The sequence below is a fragment of the Leclercia sp. 29361 genome (assembly GCF_011290365.1).
Lineage (GTDB): Bacteria > Pseudomonadota > Gammaproteobacteria > Enterobacterales > Enterobacteriaceae > Enterobacter > Enterobacter tamurae.
The window spans coordinates 57,879-72,129 of record NZ_CP049786.1 but is presented as its reverse complement, the minus strand read 5'-3'; the positions used below and the strand labels follow the sequence as shown (position 1 = coordinate 72,129).

Genomic DNA, 14,251 nt, shown 5'->3' with positions numbered 1-14,251 from the left:
ATCAAATTAGGAGGCCACCTAAACCTCCGTTTTTATCAACGCTCCAGTATGCTCGAACACACCGGAGCGTCTAACCTCACCAACTATCAAGGAGTTGATTATGGCTGATTCGCATTCTACCCCAGACACCACCGCAACCGGAACTGAGCGTACATTAATTGTGGGATATCGCCCGCAAGGTCTCGATCGCAGTACGCCAAACCTGATCCTTTCTGGCAAATGGCTGCGTGCGGCGGGGTTTGATACTGGGGATAAAGTCACAGTAAAAGTCATGGACGGCTGCATCGTTGTGATGGCGCATAGCCCACATGAGAAGAAGCTGTTAGACGAGTTAAAGCTGGCGCAGCAGAAGCTAAAAGGCGTTGAAGGCGCGCTCGCCGCTGCGTAACGTTCGCGCCATGCAGGTTTTGTAGGCCGGGTAAGGCGAAGCCGCCACCCGGCGTTGCGGTGTGTTTCCCCTCACCCCAGCCCTCTCCCCGAAGGGGCGAGGGGGCAGTATGTGCAGGCGTTAACCCTCGTACCGCATATGCAGCAACGGAAACGGATTACCCTGCCCATCCAGCTCCGATCGCCCAATCTGCACAAACCCCATATGCTGGTAAAACCCAACGCCCTGCGGGTTTTGCTCGTTGACGTCCACCTCGTTAGCGCCCAAATGGTCAATGGCATAAGTCAGCAAATATTTGCCAACGCCTTTTCCCCGGCTGGCATCGTCGACAAACAGCATCTCAATGCGGTTTTCATCCACGCCCAAAAAGCCATGAATGGCGCCGGTTTCATCCCGGGCAATAACAACGTTTAAATTTGGCAGATAAGCGTTGAGTAATAACGGGCGTAACGCCGCAATATCGCTCTCCTGCAGAAAGTGGTGAGTGGCACGAACGGAGGACTCCCAGATCGCGACGAGACGTTCAAAGTGTGAAGGAACTGCGGTTTCGATTTTCATAATGCGATCATGGTCGAAAAACAAATCTGCATCAAGCATAAGCACGTGCATTTATAAGCTGTAGCTTATACGATTCATGATTGGCAACAATGGAGACAAAAAATTGAAAACCCTGAATGAAGCGATCGCTTCGCGTTCCCCTGAAAGCCAAAAACGCATCAAAGAGATGGCCGACGAAATGATCCTCGAAACGGGTCTGCAAATGATGCGCGAAGAGCTGAAACTGTCGCAAAAGCACGTCGCTGAGGTGATGGGGATCAGTCAGCCCGCAGTCACTCAACTTGAACAGCGCGGGAATGAGCTAAAAATCGCTACGCTTAAACGCTATATCGAAGCCATGGGCGGGAAGCTGAGTCTGGATATTGAGCTTCCGACGGGGAAGCGCGTGGCATTTCACATATAGTGCAGCAAAACAAAAAATATCCTTAAAAAGGGGGACCGCCATCGCTTTCCCCCATAAAAAGTAAATAACCTGCGCCCTACCCCTTCACCTTCCCCGACAGCACCTGCCAGACAAAGGGGGCCAGCGCAGCATAACTCACCCCACGCGCCGCCATCTTTTCGGGTAACTGGCGTTGCGCCTGCACGGTCGCCTGGCTCATCACCCCATCGCCACCCGCATCTCGCAGGGTTTTGACCACCTCTTCCATCTCTTCGCTGCGGCGGATACCGTGCTCGGCGACGCGGCTGATCAGATACCCGGGGAACTCACCGTTCCAGCCCAGCGACGGGAAGCTGGCGTGCAGCGAGGCCAGCACCTCTTCCTCCACACCGTATTCACGGGCAGCGAACAGGCATTCAGTGGTAAGGGCTTCCAGTCCTTTGATCATCACGCTGCGACACATCTTGATTGCCGACACCTTACCGATCTCGTCTGCGCCAGAGCGGGCATTTAACCCCATCACGGTCAGTACCGGCGCGATCGCCTCTGCCTGCGGGCCGCCGACAAGCAGCGGTGTTTTACGTCGTGCAGGGGGAACCGGCGCCATTACCGCCACATCGACATACGCGCCGGGCAGGAAATGGTGAGCGGCATGGCGTTTGGTCTGAGGCGCCACCGAGTTGAGATCGAGAAAATATTGCCCTGCCGTTAATAACGGCGCGGCCTGCTGCGCCACATCCAGGGCAGAACCCGCCGTGACGGTCGAGAAGACCAGCGCCGCGCCCTCAAGGGCTTCCGCCAGCGATCCGGCGGCACGTACGCCAGCCTGACGGGCTTTAGCCAGCATCGGTTCGCGCTCTGCGCCGCTGAGCTTGCAGTCCCAGACGGTGACGGCATGATCTCGTGCCAGTTCGCTGGCGAAAATACCGCCCGCTTCGCCAAAACCAATAAACGTTATTGCCGTCATGTTGACTCCTTACACGGCCAGATATGGGTCGGGATACAGACCTCACCCGCAAACAGCAGGCGGGCAGTGCGCAACAGGCCGCAGCCTGCCAGCTCGCCCGCGGCGTTGCGTTGCAGCGCTACGCTGAACTCCCCGCTGGGATGTTCGATGCTTAGAACCGGCGCGTTTCCGCCAGCAACCTGCGCCAGCCCGGCGGTGATGCTGCCGGGGATCAGGCAGGCGCTGGCGACGCTCACCGCCCCAAAGACGCCAATCGAGGCGTGGCAGCGATGAGGAATAAAGGTGCGGCTGCTGAGTGCGCCTCCGGCACGCGGCTCTGCGATCAGCGTCATTTTGGGTACCGTGCGTTGCGACACATCGCCCAGGTTCATGCGCGGCCCGGCCTGCAGGCGGATGGACTCCAGACGCTGCTTCAGTTCAGGGTCATTATCCAGCTGCTCACGGGTTTCGTAGCCGCTGCGGCCCAGATCGCTGGCGCGCAGCAGCACCACCGGCATGCCGTTGTCGATACAGGTAACGTCGATGCCGTCAAAACGGTCAGTGGCCTTGCCGGTTGGCAGTAATGCGCCGCAGCTGGAGCCTGCCACATCCAGGAAGTTGAGGACGATTTTGCTGGCGGTACCCGGTACGCCATCAATACGGGTGTCGCCCGCATACTCCACGCCATCGTCACCACAGGGCACCTCGGCAATCGCTAGTTGCCCTGTGTTTTCCATATAGATCCGCACCTGAGTCAGGGGCGTGGCCGGTGCAATTAATCCGCGCTCGATGGCGAACGGGCCGACGGCCGCCAGGATATTGCCGCAGTTCTGGCCGTAATCGACCGTCGCACTATCGACATTCACCTGGGCAAACAGGTAATCGACGTCAGCATCCGGGCGGGCGGAGCGGCGAACGATCGCCACTTTGCTGGTCAGCGGATCGGCCCCGCCGATGCCGTCGATCTGCCGGGCATCCGGGGAACCCATTACCGCCAGCAGTACCGCATCACGCAGGGTGACATCTGAAGGCAGGTCATCCGCCAGGAAGCAGGCGGCCTTCGAGGTGCCGCCGCGCATCATCAGGCAGGGAATTCTGCGTTGCGCCATCTTAGCCCTCCACGTCATCCGCATTGTCGTAGTAGCGCAGCCCTTTTTCTGCCAGCCGCGGGCGCATGGCATAGATGTCCAGCCCCAGCTCGCCGTTGCGCATCCGCTCGCGTTTCGCCTCTTCATTAGCCATGCGGGTTTCCGCTTTCGCCAGCACCGATCGGGCTTCAACATGCGGTACCACCACCACGCCATCATCATCAGCAACGACCACATCGCCGGGGTTGACCAGTTGGCCGCCGCAAATCACCGGCACATTCACCGAGCCGAGGGTCTCTTTCACCGTGCCCTGGGCGTAGACCTGGCGCGACCAGACGGCAAATCCCATTTCGCGCAGGGTCTGCGAGTCGCGGATCCCGATATCACCCACCAGCCCGACCACGCCACGGGACTGCAACGAGGTCGCCAGCAGATCGCCGAAAAAGCCGTCGCCACAGGGCGAGGTTGGCGCCACCACCAGAATATCCCCCGGAAGGCACTGCTCTACCGCCACGTGGAACATCCAGTTATCGCCAGGCGTCACCAGTACGGTAACGGCATTTCCGGCGCGGCTTACCCCCTGCTGGATGGGGCGGATAGCCGGGTTCATCAGCCCCTGACGTTGATACGCTTCGTGCAGCGTCGCCACGCCCGCGGCGGCAAACAGGCGCAGGGTTGAGTGGTCATGGCGCGGCAGGTTACGCACCACAATCCCTTTTTTATTCAACAGGTTCATGCAAGGTTCTCCGTCACGCGTGGGAAGATGCTCTGGAAACCTTCGGCATGGACGATATCGCGCGCGGCGGTGATGCCGATATTACGTTTCGCCTGTACGCCACGCTGGAGCGCCACGCGGGTGTAGTATTCCCACAAATGCTCCTGGCCCTGCATGCACTGAATAGCCTGATATTTTTTCTCCCACACGCTGGTGATATCCAGCAGCACGTCCGGTTTCCAGTTGCACTGTTCCGGCTGATGCGGTTCAAAGCAGTACACCGGCGGTGCCTGAACGACCGTTTCTCCCGGGCGATAGCCTTCCGCCTGGGCAATGATCCGCGCTTCCTGGGCCAGATTCGACGCCAGGGGGTGATCGTAGTTGTAGGGATCGTGCATCGAGTGGGTCAGCACAAAGTGCGGCTGCACGCGGCGATAGACATCGGCCAGGCGGAACAGGGTGGCGTTGTCGGCGCGCAACGGATAATCGCCGATATCAAAAAACTCAATGCTGGCGCCGAGGATATCGGCGGCGGCCTGCGCCTCTTCCCGGCGGTGATGTTTCACCGTCTCTTCTGTCATGTTGCCTTTGCGCCACAGTTTGGCCGATTCCCCGCGCTCGCCAAACGACAGACACACCACATGAACCTGGTAGCCTTGCTGGGCATGCAGAGCAATCGCGCCGCCCGCGCGCCAGACGAAATCGGCAGAATGGGCACTGACAACAAGGGCACTTTTATGGTTAACCGGATGAGACATGATGACTTCCTCTGCTGTTTTTTTCAGAGTGTCATGTCCGGGCGCAGGCGGGTAATTCGTTAAGTTGCGAATGCTATGATTTTTATTTATGTTGTTGATAAATTCACATTTCGGGATCGGGCGAATCATGGCGGCAGAAAAACGCAATAACACGATAAATATCATGCAGCTGCGGTTTTTCTGCCGGGTAGCTCAGCGCGGCAGCGTCTCGCGGGCAGCCGATGATTTATTCCGTACTCAGTCGGCCATCACTCGGGCGATCCGTGACCTCGAAGAGAGCCTGAATGTCACCCTGTTTGAACGTCATCACAGCGGTATGGTCCTGACGGAATACGGCAAATGCATCCTGCCCCGCGCGCAGCGTGCCATTGACGATTTACAGGCCGTACCCGCGCTGATGCACAAGCTTAAGGCCCGTGCCACGGCTGTGCCGGATGCTGCCTGGCTGTTTAATACCCGACGGCTGGAGATTTTTATTCAGCTCTATCATGTCAATCATACCCAGACCGTTGCCACGCAGCTGGGCGTGACCCAGCCCGCCGTCAGTGCGGCGTTAAAAGTGCTGGAAAAGGGGGCCGATGCGGCGCTGTTTCGCCGTACCGCTGAAGGCGTACGCCCCACCCCGGCGGCGGATTTGCTCTATCCGCCTGTCAGCCGGGCGTTGAACGAACTGGAGAATATCTGGAGCGATCTGGCAGCGCGGCGCGGGGTGCTGGAAGGCAGTGTGCGCATCGGCGCGCTGCCGCTGAGCCGTACCCGGTTGTTGCCGGTAGCGATCGGCGCGTTTCTGGCTCGTCACCCGGGTATCCGGGTGATCACCAATGAAAGCCCGTATGAGTCCCTGGTGTCGGACATGCGGGCCGGTAATATTGATTTTATTATTGGTGCGCTGCGTCAGGATGAGGATCTGCCGGACCTCAGCAGCGAAGCGCTGTTTGAAGAAGATATGCTCATTTTGCTGCGTAATAACCACCCATTGCTGAACGATCCCGATCCGCGCAGCAAACTGGCCGATGCGCAATGGGTGTTACCGCGTTCTAATGCCCCCGCGCGTCATCTGCTGGATCGGGCCTTTCTGACCCTGCATTTGCCGCTGCCGCAACCGACCGTCGAAACCGGCGATGCCGCCATGGTGCGCGGGTTACTGCGTGATTCCGATATGCTGGCGGCGGTATCGGCCAGCCAGATGCGCTTTGAAATTGATAATGGTCTGCTCACCGTGCTGCCAGTGAGCCTGCCGGATACCACCCGCCGCATCGGGCTGACCTTCCGCGAAGGCAGCCTGCCCTCACCCGCAACCCAGGCGCTGCTGGGGTTTATCCATCAACAGGTGGCGCAGGGTTAGCGGCCCGCCACTGAGTATGTCACCTGCTGATTACGCGTCTGCTGAAAATCCTCCAGCGTCTGTCCGCGCATCGCCGCGTAAATGTGCAGGTTAGAAACACCGACCACCGCACCCATTTTCTCCAGCAGGAAGAAGCTGGCACCGTACTGGATCAGGCCGCGCCAGTCGCGGCTATCCAGCAGGCGTTGCTCCTGCTCGCTCAGACCCGCTTCGGCGTACAGCGCCTGCGGCTCATTCAGGAAACGTTCGCGCCAGGCCGGTTGCGTCAGCTGGTGCAGGAAGCTGTTCAACCGCAGGCCGTTCAGGCTCCGCTCGTGGGTAAACGGATAGGTGCCCGGTAAATTCTCCACTCCGGCAAGCTGCTGCGCCATATGCTGGCGGTGGCGGCTGAGGGTATCGACAGGCGGCGTGCGGGCGTTATTTTCGAGGATCAGGGTGGCGATACCGGTCATCGACGGCAGATAGTAATCGCGCCAGGTTTCGGTGACGTTCGCCGACAGCGCACCGCGCATCACCAGCCACATGATCACCTCTGAGCCCTCCATACCGCCAAGCACTGCGTATTCCCCGATCGTCATGTCAGCCAGTTTTTCCGGGTCGTTCACCAGCATATCGACAAACTGTGCGTCCCAGTCGGGATTGTTAAAACCGCAGCGCTCGCCATGCACCTGATGCGACAGGCCCCCGGTGGCGACGATCGCCACGTTAATGTCCTCCGGATAGCTCTCGATAGCCCGACGCAGCGCCTGGCCCAGCTTGTAACAGCGTCGGGCGCTGGGTACCGGAAATTGCAGCACGCCGATCTGCAGCGGGATAACCTTTGTCGGCCAGCCTGCTTCCTGCTCCCAGGGCATCAGGGCGGAGAGCGGCGAGAACAGCCCGTGATCGAGTTTTTTATTCATAAAGAACGACATATCAAACTCATCGGCCATCAGGCTGGCACCGATATGCCGCGACAGAGCCGCATCGCCTTTCACCGGCGGTAGATCGCGCGCGCCGCCGCCTTCATCCGCCACGCCATATTCGTGGTCAATCCCGAGAGTGAACGTGGAATAGTGATCAAAGAAAAAGGCGGTGACGTGATCGTTAAAGATATAGACCAGCGCATCGGGCTTTTTCTCGTCCAGCCAGCGCTTTAACGGTTCAAAGCTCTGGAAGATAGGCGCCCAGGCCGCCTCCTGCTGTTTATGATGATCGACGGCAAAGCCGATGGTCGGGGTATGCGAGACGGCGATCCCGCCGAGTATTCTGGCCATGAGTTTACTCCACTTATCGGTTATGCACGGTTTGCGACAGCGCGTTTAATTCCGCCTCTGTTTCCCGAGTCTTAATGCGGTTCATACGATGCAGTAAAATAGCGATCCCCGCCAGACAGGCCGGTAATGCCAGCACCAGAAAGATGGAAGAGTGCCCTGGCACCGCCAGCATAATCACTCCACCCAACGTTGAGCTGAGAATGGCCCCCGTACGACCGATACCGTGCATCCAGCTTACGCCGGTGGCGCGGATTTCCGTCTGGTAAAAGGCGGGGGAGTAGGCCTGCAGGCCGTTCTGTGCGCCGTTGATACACATGCCGCTGATAAAAATCAGTACCGCCAGCGCCAGCGACCCGAAGTCCATCAACCCTTGCGACAACAGACACAGACAGCCGAGGAAATAGGTTACAGCAATCACTTTCTTCGCGGCTGTGCGGTCCATCAGGTAGCCGACAATGATGCCGCCCAGCGGGCCGCCGAGCTGGAACAGACCGGTGATGATAGCCGCCTGCTGCAACGACAACCCACCTGAACGCAGGATAGTCGGCAGCCAGCCATTAAGCAGATAGATGACAAACAGCCCCATAAAGTAGGTCAGCCACAGGGCAACCGTGCCGCGCCCATAGCCGTTGCGGAACAGCTGCGCGACTTTACTGCGGCGGGAAATTTCCGGGGTATTGAGTTTAAACTGGGTGTCAGCCGTGAACGTCCCCCCCAGCCGGTTAAGCACCCGGGCAATCTGATCATGCGGAACGCGGCGCGCCACCATGCTCATCGCCGACTCCGGCAGCATGGCAAACATAAAGGGCAGCAGCACCAGCGGCAGCACGCCGCCAAAAATCAGTGCCGAATGCCAGCTGTAGTGCGACAGCAGCGCCGCAGCAATAAACCCACCCAGCCCGGAGCCAACGTTAAAGCCGCTGTACATCAGGGTGATCATCAACCCCTTGCGGCGCTCCGGCATATACTCCGCCACCAGCGTGACGCAGTTCGGCATAACGGCCCCCAGCCCCAGCCCGGTCAGAAAACGAATCAACGCGAGTTGTGCCGGGCTTTGCGCCAGCGCGGCGGCAAGGCTGAAAATGGCGAAGAGCGCCACCGACCACAACAGAACCTGTTTGCGGCCATAGCGGTCCGAGAGCGGTCCGGCGACCAGCGCGCCGATGGCAACACCGAACATCGCCGCCCCGAGGATAGGGCCGAGTGCAGAGCGGCTAATGCCCCAGTCTTCGATTAACGCTGGGGCGATAAACCCCATGACCGCGGCGTCATAACCATCAAGCATAATGATGACAAAACAGAGCAGCAGAACCTTCCACTGAAAGCGTGAGACAGGCCGGGCATCTATCCATGCCTTCACATCGACAACATGAGTCTGATTCATAGGGTGACTTCCTTAAGCAGGCGATACGAATGTTCTGGTTAGTGTTATGTGTTGAACGTTCGCAACCAACTTAAGGCAGACGAGGGGCGCTGTCCGGTTCAAAAAACCCGCGCTAGGTATGAGTTCTGTTTATATTGTGATGAGGCTTACGAAATGCCTCAGGCCTGAACCGCCTGGCCCACCCGCACCTCCATCACCGCATACACCCCGTCTTTCGGCACGATCACCGTGACGTTTTCCGCCGGGATCCCTGCCGCGAGGTGAATATCCTGCAGCTGCTGCAAGGTGCGCGGGAAGATGGGCGTCCAGCCGATACAGCGCAGGGCGAAATCAATCTGCGGGCTGCTGGTGAGCATGTTCGAGATAATCAGCGCTCCGCCGGGTTTAATCAGGCGCAGGACATGTTTCAGGAAGATTACCGCGTCGGTATCGTTGAAGTATTCGAAGATCCCCAGCGCGTCCACCAGCTCGACCTTACCTTCGCCCAGCTCCTGTATCAGTTTATCGCTGTGGATCAGGCTCTCTTTCAGATCGCGCTGCAATATCGTCACCTGCTCCCCGACGCTCAGCCCTTCGGCGGCGGCCATTTTCTCTGCCCAGCGCAGGGAGACGGGATCGTAATCCACGAGGGTTAAATGCACTTTTTGCCCGTCCAGATGGGCGCCGCGCAGCGCCTCCAGCACCGGGACGGCCGCCCCGCTGGCGAGGCTGACCCAGACGTTGTCGATGTCGTTATGCAGGTACTGTTCCGCCAGCACGGAGAGCACCTTCGCGCGGGAACGGATGCCGATGGCATCGTTGGCGTGGATAAACCACTGGCGGCTGCGGCTGTCCATCCGGGTGCCGTCAGGGAGATGTTCATCCAGCGGATTCTGGATGGCGTACAGGGCCAGGGCGGTGGGCACCAGCCGGGTACGCCAGGCGACGACCGCCGGGCGCGTCGCGAAGGCCTTTTCAGACCACTGATGCTGGCACTTTATCCTCTTCTCGCCACTGGCATTCTTCTCGATAACGGGCGGCATCAGCTGCGGGTCCGCTTTTAAGGCCCGATCGACGGCGTTCAGCTCGCGCGTCACTTCGTCTTTCATCGGCCAGTTGTCGCTGACATCGGGAAAGGACGCGCTGTAGAGGGTCATGGTGGTCGGCGCGGTGCCGCGAAAGGGTTGCCAGTGCATATGTCATCTCCCGTGTGCCCATGACGCAAGTCTATTCCCCTGCCCGCACATTTCCCCAGGACGAAAGCACGATCTTTACTGTTTCACCCATATCAGCTCATCCACCCGGAAGCCCAGGCTGCGCGCAGTATTGAGATAATCCTGTTTCACCGCATCCGGAATGGTTGGCGTACGCGACAGGATCCACAGATAGTCGCGATCCGGGCCGCTGACCAGCGCGTACTGGTAGTCATCGTCCAGCTTGATCACGTTATAACCGCCATAGAACGGGCCGAAGAACGACACCTTCAACGCTGCGGTGGTTGGCTCGCCGGTGTAATAGGCTTTACCCTCGCTCTCACTCCACTTGCGTTTCACCGGATCATAGCCCCGGTTAAGCACGCTGATCCCGCCGTCGCTGCGCTTGCCATAGGTGGCAGTCACCTGCTGCATACCGCGTTCGAAGCGGTTTTCCAGACGGGCGATTTCGTACCACTTGCCCAGATAGCGGCTGGCGTCAAAGTTCGTTATCGGCTGCACGCCCTTTGGCGGCGTAGGGGATTTGCAGGCCACCAGAGTCAGCGCAATGGCGACACCGGTAACAACGGGCCATAGTTTCATGAGAACTCCTGTCATTTTGCACGGTTGGAATTAAAGTGTAGTGCAGCGCTCTGGCGCTTCATCCCATCGGAAAATATTCGTAGAATATTGAGATTAATCCTCTTCGGACGCAGACATGGCATACTCCATTGGCGAATTCGCCAGACTTAGTGGGATCACCCCTACCACGCTGCGGGCGTGGCAGCGTCGCTACGGTTTACTCAAGCCGCTGCGCACCGAGGGCGGTCATCGCCAGTACAGCGACGAGGACGTCCAGCAGGCGTTAAAAATCCTCGACTGGGTGAAAAAAGGCGTCCCGATAGGCCAGGTAAAGCCGCTGCTGGAGCGTCCTGCCCCGGGCCGGACCAACAACTGGCAAACGCTGCAGCAGACCATGCTGGAGCGTCTGCAGGCCGGCAAAATCGAATCCCTGCGCCAGATGATTTACGATACCGGTCGCGAATATCCGCGCCCGGAGCTGGTCGTGAACGTGTTACGTCCCCTGCGCAGCCTGGTCTCGGCCAACGTTCCCGCCGCCATGACCCTACGCGAGATCCTCGATGGCATCATCATCGCCTACACCTCGTTTTGCCTTGAAGCCGATAAAAAAGCGCCGGGCGACAACCTCCTGCTCAGCGGCTGGCACCTGAACGACCCGTGCGAAATCTGGCTCGAAGCCTTAGCCCGCACCGGCCAGGGCCACCGCATCAACCTGCTGCCCATTCCCCCTGCCGCGCTGGCACCGGAGATTTTCCCGGACCGCCAGTGGCTGCTGGTCACCAGCGGTAAACTCACCGCCGCGCGCCGAAAACAGGTGGAACAGTGGCAGCAGCAGGTTGCCCTTGAGGTGATTATCCTCTGATTATTTTCTCCTGCGGGAATCTTCACGAAAAGTTGAATATTTTCCTGCGCGGCAAATGCTAACGTTTTCCTGTGACTTATCACTCCACAGGAAAACATGATGAAAAAGACTGCCCCTCTGCTGATCCTCGCCTCCATGGCCTTTGCCCCTGTCGCCTTTGGCGCCGCCCCTGCCGGCACCCTGAGCGTGCATATCCTTGACCAGCAAACCGGCACGCCACCGCCGGGCGTCACCGTTACGCTGGAAAAGCAGCAGCAGGATAAATGGACCCCGCTCGCCAGCGGCAAAACTGACCAGGACGGCCGTATCAAGTCGCTCTACCCAGCGGATCAGGATATGCAGCCTGGCGTCTATAAAGTGACCTTCAAAACGGCAGAGTACTTCCACGGCAACAAGCTGGAGTCATTCTTCCCGGAGATCCCGGTGCTGTTTACCGTCACCCGCACCAACGAAAAACTGCACATTCCGTTGCTGCTGAGCCAGTACGGTTACTCGACCTATAAGGGCAGCTAAAAGCTGCTGATATCTATACAAAATAAAAAATATATTCGTCAATACTTGGACAAAATAATCATTTTGTGTAACTTTTAGAGTATGACTCTGGAGGTGCGCATCATGACAACGAAACCTGTGCTGGGTATTAGCGGATGTTTGACCGGTTCCGCCGTTCGCTTCGACGGCGGGCATAAGCGTATGGGCTTTGTCATGGATGAGCTGGCCGAATGGGTCAATTTCCGGCCTGTGTGTCCGGAAATGGCGATCGGCCTGCCGACGCCTCGTCCGGCCCTGCGTCTGACGAAGACCGCCAGCGGTGAGACGCAGATGCGCTTCAGCAAAGCGCCTCATGAAGACGTTACCCAAAAAATGGCCGATTTTGCGGCGGGTTATGTGCCGAAAATGGGCGATCTCTGCGGATTTATTGTCTGCGCCAAATCGCCAAGCTGTGGCATGGAGCGCGTGCGGCTGTACGATGAAAAGGGTAACGCGGGCCGCAAGGAGGGTGTCGGGCTGTTCACCGCCGCCCTGCTTGAAAAATGGCCGTGGCTGCCGGTGGAGGAAGATGGACGCCTGCACGATGCGGTGCTGCGTGAGAACTTTGTCGAGCGGGTTTTTGCTCTTCATGAGCTGAATACGCTGCGGGCACAAGGCCTGACGCGCCGTGCGCTGCTGGACTTCCACAGCCGGTACAAACTCCAGCTGCTGGCGCACCATCAGGCGGGCTATCGCGAGATCGGGCCGTTCGTCGCCTCGCTGCACGAGTGGGAAGACCTGGACGCTTTCTTTGAGGTGTACCGCGAAAAACTGATGCTGATCCTCAGTAAACCGGCTTCGCGGAAAAACCACACTAACGTCCTGATGCATATTCAGGGCTATTTCCGTAACCAACTGAACAGCCGCCAGCGCGGTGAACTGCGCGACGTGATCCTGCATTATCGTGACGGATTACTGCCCATTCTCGCCCCGCTCACGCTGCTGAAACATTATCTGGCCGAATACCCTGACCGGTATCTGATGACGCAAAACTACTTTGATCCCTATCCTGACGATCTGGGTTTGCGATTGGCCGTAATCTGAATGTCAAACGCGAGGCCCCATTGACCCTGAGAGGCCCGAAGCACTACCCCGTTTAGACGACACCTCACTGTCGTCTTTTTTTTTGCACTTTGCCTGAAACACTGTAACTTTGTACAGGTTTAGTCCGCAAAAGTGGGTACGCCGATGATCAACACCCTGCACATTCAAAACTATCGCTCGATTCGCGACCTGTCGCTGGATCTGCAGCAGCTCAATATCGTTTTCGGCCCGAACGGCACCGGAAAATCCAATATCTACAAGGCGATCCACCTGATGCACAGCGCGGCGCAGGGGCAGTTTTCCCAGGCGCTGGCCAATGAGGGCGGGATTTTAAAGGTCTTCTGGGCAGGTAAAACCCGCAGCGACCAGCTCAGGCGCATGAACCTGGCGGTGGAAACAGAGACCTACGAATATGAACTGCAGGTGGGCTTTGTCGAGAAGCTGCCTTATCCCTCGCAGTTTCAGCTCGATCCGGTGATTAAAGAGGAGTCCATCTGGCTGAGCGGCCAGCACCGACGCCCGTCATCACAGCTGATGAAGCGCAAGAATCAGGCCGTGTTTCTCAATAACGTGCATCACGAAAAGGTGACCCACAGCGGCACGCTGTACGAGAACGAATCGGTGTTCGGGCAGTTGGGGGAGCCGCACCTCTACCCGGAGGTGTCGCAGATGCGCGAGTCCCTGCGTAACTGGCGCTTTTATCATGAGTTTTCCGTCTCATCCGGCTCGGCGATCCGTGCCCCGCAGGTGGGGTTCCGCTCCCCGGTGCTGGCCAGCGACGGTGCCAATCTGGCCGCGGCCTTTCAGACCATCGCCGAGATTGGCGACGAGCTGCTGCTGATGCGCATCCTCGACCAGGCGTTCCCCGGCTGCGTGTTTTACAGCGACAATACCGGTGGGCGTTTTCGCATGATGATGCAGCGCGAAGGCTTAAGCCGACCGCTGGAGCCCGCGGAGTTCTCCGACGGCACGCTGCGTTTTCTCTGTCTGGCTGTGGCGCTGTTAAGCCCGCGTCCGCCCGCGTTTATCGCCCTCAACGAACCGGAAAACAGCCTGCATCCGCAGATGCTGCCCGCGCTGGCGAGCCTGATTGCCGAGGCCAGCCGTTACTCGCAGATCTGGCTCACCAGCCACTCGCCGGAACTGGCGACGCTGATTGAAAAGCACCGATCGTTTTCGCTGTATCAGCTGTCGATGGTGGAAGGGGAAACGCGGATGGAGAAGCTGGGGTAAATGTTGC

16 protein-coding genes are annotated in these 14,251 nt (G+C 58.6%); 7 read left to right on the top strand and 9 right to left on the bottom strand.

The window, feature by feature from the left end; all coding sequences use genetic code 11:
- The first annotated feature begins 100 nt into the window (after positions 1 to 100).
- Positions 101 to 388 carry a SymE family type I addiction module toxin gene (locus tag G7090_RS00370; RefSeq protein WP_166181091.1) on the top strand — a complete coding sequence of 96 codons (288 nt, stop codon included), beginning with the start codon at positions 101 to 103 and terminating at the stop codon, positions 386 to 388.
- A 120-nt stretch (positions 389 to 508) separates the two neighbouring features.
- Here G7090_RS00370 and G7090_RS00365 read toward each other — a convergent pair whose 3' ends face one another.
- Positions 509 to 946, bottom strand: coding sequence for an acetyltransferase (locus tag G7090_RS00365; RefSeq protein ID WP_166181087.1), 438 nt, complete (start codon positions 944 to 946; stop codon positions 509 to 511).
- Between the two features lie 103 nt (positions 947 to 1,049).
- Between G7090_RS00365 and G7090_RS00360 the strand changes: the two genes are divergently transcribed.
- Positions 1,050 to 1,349, top strand: a complete 300-nt coding sequence (locus G7090_RS00360; protein ID WP_166181084.1) for a helix-turn-helix domain-containing protein — start codon at positions 1,050 to 1,052, stop codon at positions 1,347 to 1,349.
- Positions 1,350 to 1,425: 76 nt separating this feature from the next.
- On the opposite strand, the gene G7090_RS00355 is transcribed toward G7090_RS00360, so the two are convergent.
- Genes G7090_RS00355 through galB form a run of 4 tightly spaced genes read right to left on the bottom strand, consistent with a single transcriptional unit; the run spans position 1,426 to position 4,835 of the window.
- Positions 1,426 to 2,295, bottom strand: a complete 870-nt coding sequence (locus tag G7090_RS00355; RefSeq protein ID WP_166181082.1) for an NAD(P)-dependent oxidoreductase — start codon at positions 2,293 to 2,295, stop codon at positions 1,426 to 1,428.
- Complete coding sequence (locus tag G7090_RS00350) at positions 2,292 to 3,383, bottom strand: 4-oxalomesaconate tautomerase (RefSeq protein WP_166181080.1); 1,092 nt, start codon at positions 3,381 to 3,383, stop codon at positions 2,292 to 2,294. The genes G7090_RS00355 and G7090_RS00350 overlap by 4 nt, the downstream gene beginning before the upstream one ends.
- 1 nt (position 3,384) lies before the next feature.
- The gene (locus G7090_RS00345) at positions 3,385 to 4,098 is read right to left on the bottom strand and encodes a 4-carboxy-4-hydroxy-2-oxoadipate aldolase/oxaloacetate decarboxylase (RefSeq protein WP_166181078.1); all 714 of its coding nucleotides are present in this window, start codon (positions 4,096 to 4,098) and stop codon (positions 3,385 to 3,387) included.
- Complete coding sequence (galB, locus tag G7090_RS00340) at positions 4,095 to 4,835, bottom strand: 4-oxalmesaconate hydratase (protein ID WP_166181076.1); 741 nt, start codon at positions 4,833 to 4,835, stop codon at positions 4,095 to 4,097. The genes G7090_RS00345 and galB overlap by 4 nt, the downstream gene beginning before the upstream one ends.
- A 127-nt stretch (positions 4,836 to 4,962) precedes the next feature.
- On the opposite strand from galB, the gene G7090_RS00335 reads away from it, so the two are divergent.
- Positions 4,963 to 6,180 carry a LysR family transcriptional regulator gene (locus G7090_RS00335; protein WP_166181074.1) on the top strand — a complete coding sequence of 406 codons (1,218 nt, stop codon included), beginning with the start codon at positions 4,963 to 4,965 and terminating at the stop codon, positions 6,178 to 6,180.
- Here the strand turns inward: G7090_RS00335 and G7090_RS00330 are convergent.
- From G7090_RS00330 to G7090_RS00315, 4 genes are all read right to left on the bottom strand, one after another.
- A complete protein-coding gene (locus G7090_RS00330) occupies positions 6,177 to 7,436 on the bottom strand; it encodes a gallate dioxygenase (protein WP_166181072.1) in 1,260 nt (419 codons plus the stop codon). The genes G7090_RS00335 and G7090_RS00330 overlap by 4 nt on opposite strands.
- Positions 7,437 to 7,449: 13 nt before the next feature.
- Positions 7,450 to 8,820: an aromatic acid/H+ symport family MFS transporter gene (locus G7090_RS00325; protein ID WP_166181070.1), complete on the bottom strand. Its 1,371-nt coding sequence runs from the start codon at positions 8,818 to 8,820 to the stop codon at positions 7,450 to 7,452.
- Between the two features lie 158 nt (positions 8,821 to 8,978).
- On the bottom strand, positions 8,979 to 9,995 hold the full coding sequence (locus tag G7090_RS00320) for a class I SAM-dependent methyltransferase (protein ID WP_166181068.1): 1,017 nt from the start codon (positions 9,993 to 9,995) through the stop codon (positions 8,979 to 8,981).
- A 75-nt stretch (positions 9,996 to 10,070) separates the two neighbouring features.
- Positions 10,071 to 10,595, bottom strand: coding sequence for a lipocalin family protein (locus G7090_RS00315; RefSeq protein ID WP_166181066.1), 525 nt, complete (start codon positions 10,593 to 10,595; stop codon positions 10,071 to 10,073).
- 115 nt (positions 10,596 to 10,710) lie between these two features.
- Between G7090_RS00315 and G7090_RS00310 the strand changes: the two genes are divergently transcribed.
- The 4 genes from G7090_RS00310 to G7090_RS00295 all read left to right on the top strand — a co-directional run bounded on the left by G7090_RS00310 (position 10,711) and on the right by G7090_RS00295 (position 14,244).
- Complete coding sequence (locus G7090_RS00310) at positions 10,711 to 11,436, top strand: MerR family transcriptional regulator (RefSeq protein WP_166181064.1); 726 nt, start codon at positions 10,711 to 10,713, stop codon at positions 11,434 to 11,436.
- 99 nt (positions 11,437 to 11,535) lie between these two features.
- On the top strand, positions 11,536 to 11,949 hold the full coding sequence (uraH, locus tag G7090_RS00305) for a hydroxyisourate hydrolase (protein ID WP_106995614.1): 414 nt from the start codon (positions 11,536 to 11,538) through the stop codon (positions 11,947 to 11,949).
- A 102-nt stretch (positions 11,950 to 12,051) separates the two neighbouring features.
- On the top strand, positions 12,052 to 13,011 hold the full coding sequence (locus G7090_RS00300; RefSeq protein ID WP_166181062.1) for a DUF523 and DUF1722 domain-containing protein: 960 nt from the start codon (positions 12,052 to 12,054) through the stop codon (positions 13,009 to 13,011).
- Between the two features lie 144 nt (positions 13,012 to 13,155).
- A complete protein-coding gene (locus G7090_RS00295; RefSeq protein ID WP_166181059.1) occupies positions 13,156 to 14,244 on the top strand; it encodes an AAA family ATPase in 1,089 nt (362 codons plus the stop codon).
- Positions 14,245 to 14,251 lie beyond the last annotated feature (7 nt).

Excerpts from the sequence above, each read along its gene's own strand:
- G7090_RS00370 (WP_166181091.1), top strand. The coding sequence starts at position 101 with ATGGCTGATTCGCATTCTACCCCAGACACCACCGCAACCGGAACTGAG.
- G7090_RS00365 (WP_166181087.1), bottom strand. The coding sequence starts at position 946 with ATGAAAATCGAAACCGCAGTTCCTTCACACTTTGAACGTCTCGTCGCG.
- G7090_RS00355 (WP_166181082.1), bottom strand. The coding sequence starts at position 2,295 with ATGACGGCAATAACGTTTATTGGTTTTGGCGAAGCGGGCGGTATTTTC.
- G7090_RS00350 (WP_166181080.1), bottom strand. The coding sequence starts at position 3,383 with ATGGCGCAACGCAGAATTCCCTGCCTGATGATGCGCGGCGGCACCTCG.
- G7090_RS00345 (WP_166181078.1), bottom strand. The coding sequence starts at position 4,098 with ATGAACCTGTTGAATAAAAAAGGGATTGTGGTGCGTAACCTGCCGCGC.
- galB (WP_166181076.1), bottom strand. The coding sequence starts at position 4,835 with ATGTCTCATCCGGTTAACCATAAAAGTGCCCTTGTTGTCAGTGCCCAT.
- G7090_RS00335 (WP_166181074.1), top strand. The coding sequence starts at position 4,963 with ATGGCGGCAGAAAAACGCAATAACACGATAAATATCATGCAGCTGCGG.
- G7090_RS00330 (WP_166181072.1), bottom strand. The coding sequence starts at position 7,436 with ATGGCCAGAATACTCGGCGGGATCGCCGTCTCGCATACCCCGACCATC.
- G7090_RS00325 (WP_166181070.1), bottom strand. The coding sequence starts at position 8,820 with ATGAATCAGACTCATGTTGTCGATGTGAAGGCATGGATAGATGCCCGG.
- G7090_RS00320 (WP_166181068.1), bottom strand. The coding sequence starts at position 9,995 with ATGCACTGGCAACCCTTTCGCGGCACCGCGCCGACCACCATGACCCTC.
- G7090_RS00315 (WP_166181066.1), bottom strand. The coding sequence starts at position 10,595 with ATGAAACTATGGCCCGTTGTTACCGGTGTCGCCATTGCGCTGACTCTG.
- G7090_RS00310 (WP_166181064.1), top strand. The coding sequence starts at position 10,711 with ATGGCATACTCCATTGGCGAATTCGCCAGACTTAGTGGGATCACCCCT.
- uraH (WP_106995614.1), top strand. The coding sequence starts at position 11,536 with ATGAAAAAGACTGCCCCTCTGCTGATCCTCGCCTCCATGGCCTTTGCC.
- G7090_RS00300 (WP_166181062.1), top strand. The coding sequence starts at position 12,052 with ATGACAACGAAACCTGTGCTGGGTATTAGCGGATGTTTGACCGGTTCC.
- G7090_RS00295 (WP_166181059.1), top strand. The coding sequence starts at position 13,156 with ATGATCAACACCCTGCACATTCAAAACTATCGCTCGATTCGCGACCTG.